The following is a 13,474-nucleotide window of genomic DNA, read 5'->3' as shown; positions in this document are numbered from 1 at the left end:
TTTCCTACATAGACGGTTTTATTTTTACAGATGTTAACATATTCCCCAATATTTAGATGTCTACAAAAATTAAATTTCTATTATTCTTCGTTTTCATTTCATTCTGTGCAAATGCACAGGTGAAAATAGGTCAGAATCCTAACACCATAGATTCCGCTTCCATTGTCGAGCTAGAAAGTACAGACAAAGCTTTTGTACTTACCAGACTTACTACGGCACAAATGCAAGCAATTACTCCGCTAAACGGTGCAGTGGTCTATAATACCGACACACAATGCGTGCATTATTATAACGGATTGATGTGGACCAACCTTTGCGATGGTAATTCTTCATCATCATTTTCTTTTGTAGATAATGGCGATGGCACCATTACACTTTCTGACGGAAACGGAAATAACGTAACCTTTAATGGGGCATCACAAACCATATCTACACTTGCAGACAATGGCGATGGCACATACACTTATACCAACGAAAACGGAATAGATACAATTATCTCTATCGTTAGTACTGACAATCAAAATTTACAAACCGACAATACACCTGGGAATATTAGTATTGACAATGGTAATGCAATTGCAATCAATGTAGACGATGCAGATGCAGATGACCAAAACGAAATTCAGACTTTAGATTATACCTCGGGGGTACTTACCTTATCTAATGACCCAAATACAACAACTGTTGATTTATCAGCATTTGATCAAAATGCTGCGGATGATTTCTCAGGAAGTTTCAACGATTTAAGTGACCTACCTGCAAATTTAGACACAGATGCTACAGATGATTTCAATACAGGAATCTCTTTTGACGGAACAAACTTAACAGTTACGGATGCAGGTGGGGATGTTAGTACTAATATTAGCGGACTTGCATATGACGACACTGCAATAAGAGCGGATGTTGACCAGAACGAAGTGGATGCCGATAACGCTATCGCAGCCGTGGATACAAAAATTGACGATCACATTCTTGCCGACGAAGATGTTTCTGCAACAAACGAACTTTCTGATATCGCAATCGCAGGTACAACCGTAACATTGACCAATCCTGCTGCCGGTGCAACGGGTGTTGATCTAGGAAATACTTTCGCTACGGATACTGAACTTTCAGATGCCATTACCGCTTCTGAAGCTCTTGATCTGGATAAAGATGAAACGAACGAACTTTCGGATCTGAGCTTGAGTGCTACCAACATTCTTACCTTAACGAATCCTGCAACGGGTACGAACCAAGTTGATTTGAGTACTGTTTCTACGGATGATCAAAAAATAGATACTTTCTCTCTTACGGGAACTACAATTGCAGTTTCCAATGAAGATGACGGGGAAGCCGATAAAACAATCGACTTAGGAAATACTTTCGCTACGGATACTGAACTTTCAGATGCTATCACTGCTTCTGAAGCTCTTGATCTGGATAAAGATGAAACGAACGAACTTTCGGATCTGAGCTTGAGTGCTACCAACATTCTTACCTTAACGAATCCTGCAACGGGTACGAACCAAGTTGATTTGAGTACTGTTTCTACGGATGATCAAACAGTTGAAATGTTCGCTTTTAATGGTTCTACATTTGAACTATTATTAAAAATTGAAGATGACCCTACAACTCAGGTAGCAAATTTATCTTCTTTATATGCAGATGGAACTGAAACTGAAATTACAGCAGGTACTGGCATTGAAATATTAGGGGATGGTTCTAGCTCTTTACCATATACGATTACTAATGTTTTCACAGAGATTGATGGTAGTGTAACCAATGAAACCAACACTAGTTTTTCTACTGTTGATGTTGCCGGCACAGACTACTTAAGAATATCAGATTCTAACGGAGACTTAGATGTACCGCTTTCGGACTTATCACATACAGGTACTACAGGTTCTGTTTTCTTTGCAGGAGCAGACGGTACCCCAACTGAAAATAACAGTCAATTATTCTGGGACGCAACTAACAATAGGTTAAGTATAGGAAATCCATTGGCCGGCACAAATAAACTAACCGTTAATGGGGCTACAAGAACTAGTGGATTAAATAACTCTGACGGTACTTTAACCCTTCCTTCATATAGATTTTCTGATGATTCTGACACAGGTACTTACAGTCCTGCGGCAGATGAAATAGGTCTGGTCGTGGGTGGTTTAGAAGCTTTAAAAGTTGAAGAAACATCAAATAAAACTTCTGTAATTGTAAACGAAACTTTAGAATTAGAAGGTGCGGTATTAGATGAGAATGATTCTGCCGGTACTGCCGGGCAAGTGCTTAGCGCTACCGCAACAGGCACAGAATGGGTAGATAATTACAACCCTGTAAAAGCTATTGGTAAAATCAGCTCAACTGGTTCAATAACTAAGGCAACAGCTGGAGTTACTGTTACTAGAATTAGTGTTGGTTACTACCGAGTTACTTTACCTGCAGGTTCTGTATCTGATGCAGATTACATTATACAATTATCGCAACCTGGCAGAAATGGTGCTGGTAACGACGACCCTGGTATCTCCTACTCTAACCAAACCGCAACTAGCTTTGAGGTGATTATTGGTGATAATGATAATGGTGGTACTGATAGAAGTCGTTTCGATTCTGAATTTATGTTTACCATTTTAGACCTTTAATAATGAACACAAGACTTAACATATTAATTTTTGTGATGCTTTTTACTAGTATTCTAGTTAACGCTCAATTAGAAAGCGGACTACTTGTTGGTTTAACTACTGGAACTACCAGTGATATTAATGCAACAACCGATGCAGCACAAGGTGCTTTGGTCTTTAATACAGATACAAATCAAGTTTATGTTTTTGATGGGACCTCATGGAACCAAATGGGACCAAAAGAAATGTATACTGGCACGTTTAGAATTTCAGGTGCAGGTGCCGTTTCCGTAGCCGGAATTCCTTTTCAACCTTCATCAGTTTCGTTTGTGGCATACGCTAATATTGAAGATTTTGATATTAATGCAGATAACGAAACCAGAAATAATGAAACAGGTCTACCAAATGCCTATGGTAGCATGAAAGGATTTGCCAGAGATGATAACGGTACCATTACAGAACAAGTAATTTTCAATGGTGGTAGCGGTAACTCTATAAACGACATTTCTAGATATGCCTCTAGTTCCCATAGCATAGGCTTACGTTACGCAAACCAGAATGGAGATAATTTAGGGGTAACCTCAGCAACGGTGACCAGTTTTAATACCGACGGATTCAGTTTAAACACCGATAGTTTTGCTGATGGCATAGTAGTAATTTTTGAAGCTTTCAAATGATAAAGAAACTATTTACTTTAATACTAATTTCAAGCATTAGCTTTTGCTATTCGCAAGCACCTACTGCAGGTGATCTTGTAGCAATTCATTCAGCTACTTTAGCTGAAATAAATGCAATTGTTAGTCCGCATGAAGGATCGTTAATCTACAATTCTGATGACAGTTTTCTGTATCAGTTTACAGGTAGTGCATGGCAAAAGCTTACCCCAGAGGGCAATGAAACAAAAATAATATCTGACGGAAATGTCAATATAGTAGGTACAGGTACATCGGCAGATCCCTATATTGTTTCTTCGATCAAACCTACGTTCACAACAAACCCTGATGGGTCTTTTACCTTTTCTAATGGTGTTGATCCAGATGTAAACTTTTTACCCACGGTACCTGGCAACTCCCCTATCGTTTCAAATTCTGATGCGGGTACAGGAAATTGCTCTCAATTCGGATTAAATGAAACAAGAAATGTAATTATTCAAGGTGCCTACTTTGATGGCGCATCGACAGTTGCCATTACAGGACAAACCGTAAATTCAGTAGTTATTAACAGTTCTTCTCAAATAACTGCAAATGTCACATCAGGTTCAAGTTATGGCAATTATGATATCTCAGTAACAAATAATGCAGGTGCAAGTACTTTAACCGGAGGTTTTGTTCTTCAGGCATCTTCAACATTGACAACTAGTGGTATTGCTATTGCAGATATGATATTAACAGGGTCAATGACCTATAATGGTATGCAGCTTAAAAAAACTGCCACTGCAGGTTGGAACGCTCAAGGGTATTCAACAACCAATGGCATCAGTGCTACCAAAGGCGGGCATTTAGACTGGGTTGCAGATCAATCTAACAAATATGTTATGATCGGCTTAAGTACGACACCATCTAGTAGCGCATCGTATACTAATTTAGATTATGCCATGTATATGGTAACTAACAGTAATATTCAGATTCGTGAAAACGGAGCTAGTTTAGGTTACGTAAGTGGTTATTCTGCCGGAGATAGGTTAACTATAAATATTGATTGCCTAGGTAATGTAACCTATTTGAAGAATGACATTGTTATATACTCTTCATCTAAAAAAGCAACTAACCCTTTGTATTTTGATTCTTCGTATCACGGTGTAGATGCATCAATTTCTAATATATCAATGACCTATTAAATCATGAAAATATTTAAAATCATACTTGGCTTCTTACTACTACAACATACCATTGTAGCGCAAGATGCTGTGCATAATTATGGTAATATTCAAATTCATGATGATGGTTTGGTTGGTTTTCATATGGATGTAATTAATAACGGAGCTTTTAATCAGAACAAAGGTTTAGTAGGTTTTTATTCTTTCGACAAAGCTTTAACAATATCTGGTGGATCTAATCCGGTATTTTATGATTTTGAGGTTGCAGTAGATAATGACCTTTATATTGATAATACGGTCGGCATTCAAAATAACGCAAACTTTATTGCTGGTGATATAGTTACATCAAGAGTAGCATCCGAAGTAAACATCAATTTTATAAATAATTCATTTTATACAGGGGAGGCAAATTTTACAAAGGCTGATGGTTACACTGGCATAAGCAAGAAGTCTGAATTTACGTTTCCTATAGGGCACTTTGATAAAATACGTCCTTTAACCATTGAATCAATCGGTTCTAACGATTATGCGAAATCTGCTTATTACTATGAAGATCCTAATACTCCGAGTGTATTTAGTACAAGTTTTAGCACATTTATTAAAGAGAACGAAGCCCTATCTATTAGCGAATATGAGTTTTGGCATTTAGAAAGTACCATACCTTCAAAAGTGACTTTAACTTGGGACGAAGAGAGTAATGCTTATTTGTTCGGAGAAGTCATTGAAAATATTAGAGTTGTAGGCTGGAGTGTAGATGATAAAATTTGGGTCGATTTAGGCAATACAAATGTTGATGGTAATTTTGCTTATGGTTCGGTAACTTCTGAAGAGTTTATACCTAGTGATTATGAGATCATTACTATTGGCGGTAATGCTGACATTATTGAAACACTAGATAACATTACTTTAGATAATTATTACATGACCCCTAACGGTGATGGCATCAATGACTTTTTAGAGATTGAAGGCATTGAAAATTCACCTAATAATACTTTACAAATCTATAATAGATATGGAAGGCTGGTATTCTCTTTAGATAATTATAGTGAGGAGTTTACAGGTATATCTAATGTAAATGGGGTAGTTTCTAGAAATACTGGTCTGCCCTCAGGTATCTATTTCTATATTGTAAACCTGAAAGATTTAAACTATAAACATCAAGGGTACTTATACCTTACGACCTACGAAGAAAATTAATCATTAATTCTATTAAGATTAAGATTCATTACTTTTACTTTATGATTGCATGATTTACAACTTTCAAAAGTTTTTCTCTTTTGGTATAGTTTGGCAAATCTTTTGCAATACATAACACAACATACAATTATGCAGAGAAGAACATTTATCAATAGAAGTAGTTCGGCAGCTTTAGCTCTTGCCCTTGCACCTAATTTCTTTATACAAGAAGAAACCGAGTACGGTATTTTAGAACTCATGGGTAAAGAAGATATCAAGTTATACGGTAAAGACATCAACCTTCGAAAAGAAGCTCATGATGCTTTTCTCGAAATGAAGAAGGCCGCATATAAAGATGGTATCGATTTAAAAATTGTTTCAAGCTTTAGAAGTTATGATAGGCAAGAGGCAATTTTTGAACGTAAATTTTTAAAATATACCGACGATGATGGCATGAACCCTACAGATGCTATTGACAAAATTATAGAATACTCTACCATACCTGGTACAAGTAGACATCATTGGGGTACAGATATTGATGTTGTCGACGGGTATAGAAAAGTAGATGGTGATGTTTTGGTACCACACAAGTATGAAGGTGAAGGACCTTATGTTGACTTTAAAAAATGGATGGATGAAAATTCTGAGACCTACGGATTTTTCTTAGTGTATACTGACGAAGCAAAAAGAAGAGGTTTTAAATACGAGCCATGGCATTATAGTTACGCTCCATTATCGATACCGATGCTTGAACAATTTAGAAGTAAAAATGTCGCTTCAATTATAATTAGAGAAGATTATTATGGGGCAGAACATTTTACTATGAACTTTTTAAAATCATACATTCAAAATAATATATTAGATATCAATAGAAACTTATTATAAGCATTTCGTACATTAGAGCCTGTACTATAACACATTACCATGAGAAGAGGAAGTTGGAAAATTAGAATATTTATCGGTTTGGCTATTGTTGCCTTTGCATTTATACAAAAATGTAGCAACACTGAAGAAAACCCTTATACCGGTCGATCCCAACATATTACCATGTCTTCTGAACAAGAAATAGCTATTGGTTTACAGAGCGCCCCAGAAATGGCACAACAACATGGCGGTCTTTACCCTGACCAAAGTTTACAGGCTTTTGTTGAATCTGTCGGTAATAAACTGGTTCAGAATAGTATTGCAAAAGAGACTCCGTACCAATATGATTTTCATTTATTGGCAGATGACCAAACCATAAATGCCTTTGCTTTACCTGGCGGGCAGTGTTTTATTACTTACGCCCTATTCTCTCAACTTAATGAAGCACAATTAGCCGGTGTTTTAGGTCATGAAATTGGTCATGTAATCGGTAGACATTCTGCTGAAAGAATAGCCGATAGCCAAACATGGCAGACAGCAACTATGGGTGCTACCGTTGGTGCTGGCGATATGGGTAGTATTTTAGGGAGCATTGGTCAGAATACACTGCTAAAGAATGGTCGTGGCGATGAATTGGAAAGTGATGAACTAGGAGTTCTATTTATGATTCAATCTGGTTATGATCCTTATGAAATGATTAAGGTGATGGAAATTTTGAAAGCCGCTGGCGGTCCAGATCGTACTCCTGAATTTCAAAGCACCCACCCTGACCCTGAAAATAGGATAGAAAAAATCAGAGAAGCCATAGACAAATACAAAAACCAAGGTTAATCGGTTTTTTTGTACACTTCATCTAGAGGACAATACTCAGTGCTAATATTTTTGTAGATTTGAGGAAGTCCCAAGCTTATTTTGCCATTTATGAATTGCCTTTATAGCTATGATTTAATCATAGAAGAACACTATAATGGGAACAATTACACATTTCAAAAACTTATACGTGCAGGCGTTTGAGAACTGTAAACCAATAGTTTTGGTTACATTTTTAAAGGTCTACTCAGTATTTTGTGCCCTAATGATATTTTCGGCACTGTATGCTTTTGTTGTGAGAGCAGCAAATGGATTTGATTTTTAACGCGTTTTACTCTTTTACCTGAACACTATTTGAAGTAGAATAACGTAGAATTAAAAAAGGGCTCATTGAAATTTCAATGAGCCCTTTTTATTTTCATAAAGATAAAACTATGAATCTTGCTTAATTACATCTAACACATCTTTAGCATTAGACATTTTCGCATAATCTTTTGCCGTATAACCTTGATCGCTTTTAATGTTAAGGTTTGCGCCATTTAATAATAAAACTTTAAGTACTTCTGCTTTATTATATCTAGCAGCATACATTGCCGGTGTTAAACCTAAAGACTTCTCATTAGACTTTTCACCTAAAGCCAATAAACTTCTTACTTGATCTACATCACCTTTTATAACAGCTTTACATAGCGAACTAATTTCGTCATTTACAGAAACAGCTATTGCTTCGTTTAAATTGATATAGTCACTATTATTTGCATAAACTCCTGTTAATGTAAACACACTAACGAACAACAAAATTGAGATTGATTTTTTCATAATATTTACGTGGTTTTGATTAATATTATTATTAATAACTTAAAATTAGGTATATAATTATATTAATAACGTAACTTTAAGAAAGATATAGTAAATATTTAACAATTAACAGATACTAAGAAATCCCTATGATCCAATTTATTTCAAAATTGGATCATAGGGATTTAAATTTACAAGTAGAAATGGTTTAAAATGGACTTAACTGCTTACAGCAGTTTCTATTAATTCGAGAGCCTCTGTTGCATTAGATAATTCGGCATAACGTTTTGCTGTATGCCCTTGGCTACTCTGCATTTTAAGATCGGCTCCGTTATCAATAAGCATTTCCAACACGGCTACTTTATTATAACGAGCGGCAAACATGGCAGGCGTCATACCTAAAGATTTCTGATTTACATCTTCGCCTAAATCGATCAACCGTTTTACAGTCTCTAAATCGCCCTGTATAACAGCTTTACAAAAAGAGCTAATATCTACTCTTGACACAAGGTCAATGTTATTCGTTGGTGCTAAAGTTTCATTTTCAGCAGCTAAAACAGTTGTTCCTATGGTAAGAGCTACCATAGATAATGTAAGGATTACTTTTTTCATGATGATTGATTTTTAATTGATGAGTACAATAGTGTACATTTAAAAGACGCCAGTTATCATTAATTGTTTCATCCTTTAACATTGTTATAACGAAACTTTAACAAACAAATCTTCACCCAAACTGAAAATATGTTGCGATACACCACCAAAATGAAAAAGGTCGGTAATCTAGTAGCTTAACTTGGCAGAACATAGTATTTTTGTACTCCTAAAACCTTATGAAGATGAACAAAAAAGTAATCTTAATGATATTAGATGGATGGGGTAAATCTCCTGACCCATCTGTATCTGCAGTAGATAAAGCCAATACTCCTTTTATAGATAGTTTATATACCAAATATGCTAATTCTAATCTTCTTACAGATGGTATGAACGTTGGCCTACCTGAAGGTCAAATGGGTAATAGCGAAGTAGGTCATATGAATTTAGGGGCTGGCCGTATTGTTTATCAAGATTTGGCTAAAATCAATAAGGCAGTTAAAGAAAATACCTTAAGCTCTGAGCCGGTTTTAAAAAGTGCTTTCGAATACGCAAAAAAGAATAATAAAGATGTTCATTTTTTAGGGCTTTTAAGTGATGGTGGCGTACACAGTCATACCAATCATATTAAAGGACTTATTGCCGCCGGTAAAGAATCTGGAGTTGAAAATATGTATTTACATGCTTTTACCGATGGTAGGGATGTAGATCCAAAAAGTGGAAAAGGTTTTTTAGAAGATATCGTTCATTTTGGCGCTGACAAAAACACGAAACTGGCTACCGTTATTGGTAGGTATTACGCTATGGATCGTGACAAGCGATGGGAGCGAGTTAAAGAAGCTTATGATGTTATTGTAAATGCAGAAGGTGAAAAATCGACTGACATTGGGAAAACCATTCAAAAAAGCTATGACAATGACATTACCGATGAGTTTATAAAACCTATCGTAATGACCAGTACAGATGGTACCCCTGTTGCTTCTGTAAAAGAAGATGATGTCGTTATATTTTTCAACTTTAGAACTGATCGTGGTCGAGAATTAACTCAGGTTTTAAGTCAGATAGATATGCATGAGCAAAACATGCACAAGCTTAACTTATACTATGTTACGCTTACTAATTATGATGAATCTTATGAAAAGGTTCATGTGGTCTATAATAAAGATAATATCGTTGAAACTTTAGGCGAGGTATTAGCTAACGCAGGTAAAAAGCAAATACGTATTGCAGAAACCGAAAAGTACCCACACGTTACTTTCTTTTTCAATGGTGGTAGAGAAGTTCCTTTTGATGGCGAATCGCGTATTTTATGTCCGTCCCCAAAAGTGGCTACATATGACCTTCAACCAGAGATGAGTGCTTATGAAATTAGGGATAAAATCATACCTGAAATTAAAAAAGGAGATGTTGATTTTATTTGCTTAAACTTTGCCAACCCTGACATGGTAGGTCATACTGGTGTTATGGAAGCTGCAGTTAAAGCTTGTGAAACGGTAGATGAATGTACAAAAGATGTTATTACAGCAGCTATCGAAAAAGATTACTCTGTAATTGTTATTGCCGATCACGGTAATTGTGAAACTATGGTAAATGAAGATGGTAGCCCTAATACTGCACATACCACTAACCCTGTTCCACTAATTTTAGTAGACAAAGATATTCACCATATCAAAGATGGTGTATTAGGAGATATCGCACCTACCATCTTAAAAATGATGGGTGTAGAAAAATCGAAATTTATGACCCAAAATTCATTGGTATAAATTTAGGTACAACCGAAAGTATTTTATTTTATGATTAAATTAAAAACAGCCGAAGAGATTGAGTTAATGCGCGAAAGTGCGCTTATTGTTTCTAAAACTTTAGGAATGATAGCCTCTGAGGTAAAACCAGGAGTTACTACTCTTCAATTAGACGCTATGGCCGAGACTTTTATTCGTGACCATGGTGCAGTACCTGGTTTCTTAGGTCTTTACGATTTTCCGAACTCATTATGCATGAGTCCAAATGCTCAAGTAGTGCATGGTATTCCAAATAATACCCCTTTAGTTGAAGGGGATATTATTTCGATTGACTGCGGTGCTTTGAAAAATGAATTTTACGGTGACCATGCTTATACTTTTGAAGTGGGAGAGGTTAGCCCAGAAATCAAGAAACTGTTAGAGGTTACCAAAAAATCGTTATACGTTGGTATTCGAGAATTTAAAGTTGGTAATCGTGTTGGTGATGTGGGGTATGCGATTCAAAAATTTACAGAAGACCATGGTTATGGTGTAGTTCGTGAATTGGTTGGTCACGGTCTTGGTAAAAAGATGCATGAAGGGCCTGAAATGCCTAATTACGGCAGACGTGGTAGAGGCAAGAAATTTGTTGAAGGCATGACGGTTGCTATCGAACCAATGACCAATATGGGCACAAAGAATATCAAACAACTCAAAGACGGCTGGACAATACTTACTGCTGATGGTAAACCAAGCGCTCATTTTGAACATGATGTTGCCATAGTCAACGGAAAACCTGAATTACTTTCTACCTTCAAATATATTTATGAAGCTTTAGGTATTGTAAGTGATGAAGAAGATGAGTTCACAAAATCTACCGTAAAAAGTTAGAAAATAAGGATGAAGAAAATTTTCAAATTTTTTCTTAACCTTGTTCCAAGGCCTGTATTAATTTCTTTGAGCTATATAGTAAAGCCTTTTTTTAAGGCTTACTATCGTGGCAACACCTATGAAGATCCTATTGACGGCAATACTTTTCGTAGCTTTTTACCTTACGGATATGAAAAACCACGTGAGAACGTGCTTTCACCTTCCACCCTATCATTAGAGCGCCATCGCCTACTGTGGTTATTTTTAAAAGAGGAGACCGACTTTTTCACTGCTCCGTTACATGTTTTGCATTTTGCCCCTGAACAAGCTTTCTATAAAAGATTTAGAAAACTTAAGAATCTAAATTATGTTACTACAGATTTAAATTCTCCTTTAGCAGACGTTAAGGCAGATATCTGCAACCTTCCGTTTGAAGATAATATGTTCGATGTAATTCTATGCAATCATGTACTAGAACATATACCAGATGACACGAAAGCAATGTCTGAGTTATATAGAATTCTAAAACCTGGTGGTTGGGGTATTTTTCAAATTCCGCAAGATTTGAGCAGAGAAGAAACTTTCGAAGACGATACTATAACCGACAAAGTTGAACGTGCTAAAATATTTGGTCAATATGACCACGTTCGAATTTACGGAAGAGATTACTTTGATAAATTAAGAGGGATAGGTTTTACCGTAGAAGAAATAGATTTTACCAAGCTCATGAGCCAAGAAAATATCAACAGGTATCGCTTAGCACCTGGCGAGATAATTCCGTTCGTAAAAAAATAGTTATTTCACTACAAGCGCTTTAAATCCTTTAGTCGAAAACTCTTTTGTCTCTCCATTCTCATCTAGATAAATAATATAAGCCTCTAGTCTTTTATTTTCTTCAACGAGCTCAAAAGCATCCTCTATATTCATTGCCATTAATGCTGTTGCATAAGCATCTGCAGTAGCACAGTTATCTGCCAATATAGTTACGGCAAGTGTATTAGATACTTGGGTATAACCGGTTTTAGGATTTACAGTATGCACAAACTTTTTACCGGTTTCTTCATCTATTCTAAACTTTCGATAATTACCCGAAGAAGCTAACGCCCTATCGTTTAAATGAATTAATATTTTGGTAGCTCTATTTATCTCCATTTCGGGATCATCAATGCCAACTACCCAAAGTTTATCTTTAATTGTATTTTTTCCTTTGGCTACTAACTCACCTCCTACTTCAATTAAATAGTTCTCTACACCCTTAGCATCTAACATGGCTGCAAGTCTGTCAATAGCATATCCTTTAGCAATAGCGTTAAAATCCAAGTAGATATTAGCCTTAGTTTTAACGATATGATTGCTATCATTCAAAGTAATCTTATCCAATCCAACAAAACTCAATAAGCTATCAATTTTAAGACTGTCCATCGAAATTTGACGTTCAGGACCGAAACCCCATGCATTCACAAGCGTACCTACCGTTGGATCAAAAAAGCCATTAGTTTCTTCGTGTATTGACTTAGATAACTCAAATACTTCTTGAAACATCTTATCAACAACAACAGTACTATCTCCTTTATTAATTCTAGAAATATCAGACTCCGGAATATAAGTGGAAAGCGAGTGATTAATTACTGCGAATACGGAATCAATATCTTTTTGCAAATCTAATTTCTCGCTAGAGATAGAAATTATACTATAAGATGTACCTAAAGCACCACCTACATTTTCATTTCGAAATTTAGTGTCATTATTCTTCTTACAAGATTGAAACAACCCTATTACGGCGACCAATATTAAAATATAGTTCTTCATAACTCTACTAAACCATCATAATCAACAATATACTCTTCATCTAAATACACAGGTAAATTGTGATCAGTAGCGTTAACCAAACCTACACCAGCATAAAAAGTAGTTGCTTCAAACTTAATAGCATGTTCTTTCATTTTAGTAAGGTCAGACATAAAGAAATCCATATCCTTTGGGTCACCAGGATATTCAATCGCCTTTACAACAACAAAGCGCATCTTCTTTTCTTTTGTACATACAAACTGCGGATTCTTTCGCAACTCACTGTTTACGGCTAAAAATTCAAACCCTTCATCTTCTAATTGCTTGCCAACAATATTCATTGCCAAATTATGAAGTTCTTGTTCTGTTAATACATGCATACTAAACTATGTTTTATAAAAAAACCGATACATTACATATCGGTTAGTTTTTATTATTTAAAAGAC

At 35.8% G+C, this 13,474-nt stretch carries 14 protein-coding genes; 10 read left to right on the top strand and 4 right to left on the bottom strand.

Annotation, left to right across the window (positions count from 1 at the left end; genetic code table 11):
* Positions 1-56 precede the first annotated feature (56 nt).
* From ACJJVT_RS00960 to ACJJVT_RS00930, 7 genes are all read left to right on the top strand, one after another.
* Positions 57-2,615 carry a beta strand repeat-containing protein gene (locus ACJJVT_RS00960; RefSeq protein WP_405395698.1) on the top strand — a complete coding sequence of 853 codons (2,559 nt, stop codon included), beginning with the start codon at positions 57-59 and terminating at the stop codon, positions 2,613-2,615.
* A gap of 2 nt (positions 2,616-2,617) precedes the next feature.
* Positions 2,618-3,271 carry a hypothetical protein gene (locus ACJJVT_RS00955; RefSeq protein ID WP_405395696.1) on the top strand — a complete coding sequence of 218 codons (654 nt, stop codon included), beginning with the start codon at positions 2,618-2,620 and terminating at the stop codon, positions 3,269-3,271.
* Complete coding sequence (locus ACJJVT_RS00950; RefSeq protein ID WP_405395694.1) at positions 3,268-4,431, top strand: hypothetical protein; 1,164 nt, start codon at positions 3,268-3,270, stop codon at positions 4,429-4,431. The genes ACJJVT_RS00955 and ACJJVT_RS00950 overlap by 4 nt, the downstream gene beginning before the upstream one ends.
* 3 nt (positions 4,432-4,434) lie before the next feature.
* On the top strand, positions 4,435-5,607 hold the full coding sequence (locus ACJJVT_RS00945) for a gliding motility-associated C-terminal domain-containing protein (protein ID WP_405395693.1): 1,173 nt from the start codon (positions 4,435-4,437) through the stop codon (positions 5,605-5,607).
* 129 nt (positions 5,608-5,736) lie between these two features.
* Positions 5,737-6,471 carry a M15 family metallopeptidase gene (locus ACJJVT_RS00940; protein WP_405395692.1) on the top strand — a complete coding sequence of 245 codons (735 nt, stop codon included), beginning with the start codon at positions 5,737-5,739 and terminating at the stop codon, positions 6,469-6,471.
* A 39-nt stretch (positions 6,472-6,510) separates the two neighbouring features.
* The gene (locus ACJJVT_RS00935) at positions 6,511-7,281 is read left to right on the top strand and encodes a M48 family metalloprotease (protein ID WP_405395690.1); all 771 of its coding nucleotides are present in this window, start codon (positions 6,511-6,513) and stop codon (positions 7,279-7,281) included.
* A gap of 136 nt (positions 7,282-7,417) precedes the next feature.
* Positions 7,418-7,585 carry a DUF6747 family protein gene (locus tag ACJJVT_RS00930; RefSeq protein ID WP_363323252.1) on the top strand — a complete coding sequence of 56 codons (168 nt, stop codon included), beginning with the start codon at positions 7,418-7,420 and terminating at the stop codon, positions 7,583-7,585.
* Positions 7,586-7,692: 107 nt separating this feature from the next.
* Here ACJJVT_RS00930 and ACJJVT_RS00925 read toward each other — a convergent pair whose 3' ends face one another.
* Positions 7,693-8,079, bottom strand: coding sequence for an ankyrin repeat domain-containing protein (locus ACJJVT_RS00925; protein WP_405395689.1), 387 nt, complete (start codon positions 8,077-8,079; stop codon positions 7,693-7,695).
* A 198-nt stretch (positions 8,080-8,277) separates the two neighbouring features.
* Complete coding sequence (locus tag ACJJVT_RS00920; protein WP_405395686.1) at positions 8,278-8,670, bottom strand: ankyrin repeat domain-containing protein; 393 nt, start codon at positions 8,668-8,670, stop codon at positions 8,278-8,280.
* 224 nt (positions 8,671-8,894) lie between these two features.
* Here ACJJVT_RS00920 and gpmI point away from each other — a divergent pair, with 224 nt between their 5' ends.
* From gpmI to ACJJVT_RS00905, 3 genes are read left to right on the top strand one after another with little or no spacing between them, the layout of a single operon-like run.
* Positions 8,895-10,412, top strand: a complete 1,518-nt coding sequence (gene gpmI, locus ACJJVT_RS00915) for a 2,3-bisphosphoglycerate-independent phosphoglycerate mutase (RefSeq protein ID WP_405395684.1) — start codon at positions 8,895-8,897, stop codon at positions 10,410-10,412.
* A gap of 30 nt (positions 10,413-10,442) precedes the next feature.
* Positions 10,443-11,261 (top strand): type I methionyl aminopeptidase, encoded by an 819-nt coding sequence (gene map, locus ACJJVT_RS00910; RefSeq protein WP_405395681.1) that lies wholly within the window; start codon positions 10,443-10,445, stop codon positions 11,259-11,261.
* A 9-nt stretch (positions 11,262-11,270) separates the two neighbouring features.
* On the top strand, positions 11,271-12,035 hold the full coding sequence (locus ACJJVT_RS00905) for a class I SAM-dependent methyltransferase (RefSeq protein WP_133688733.1): 765 nt from the start codon (positions 11,271-11,273) through the stop codon (positions 12,033-12,035).
* On the opposite strand, the gene ACJJVT_RS00900 is transcribed toward ACJJVT_RS00905, so the two are convergent.
* Both ACJJVT_RS00900 and ACJJVT_RS00895 read right to left on the bottom strand, forming a co-directional pair.
* On the bottom strand, positions 12,036-13,049 hold the full coding sequence (locus ACJJVT_RS00900) for an FAD:protein FMN transferase (protein WP_405395679.1): 1,014 nt from the start codon (positions 13,047-13,049) through the stop codon (positions 12,036-12,038).
* Positions 13,046-13,408, bottom strand: a complete 363-nt coding sequence (locus ACJJVT_RS00895) for a Na(+)-translocating NADH-quinone reductase subunit F (RefSeq protein WP_303600849.1) — start codon at positions 13,406-13,408, stop codon at positions 13,046-13,048. The genes ACJJVT_RS00900 and ACJJVT_RS00895 overlap by 4 nt, the downstream gene beginning before the upstream one ends.
* Positions 13,409-13,474 lie beyond the last annotated feature (66 nt).

Source organism: Maribacter sp. Asnod2-G09 (assembly GCF_045063795.1).
Lineage (GTDB): Bacteria > Bacteroidota > Bacteroidia > Flavobacteriales > Flavobacteriaceae > Maribacter.
The sequence above is the reverse complement of the archived record's forward strand: the minus strand, read 5'-3'. Positions and strand labels throughout refer to the sequence as shown.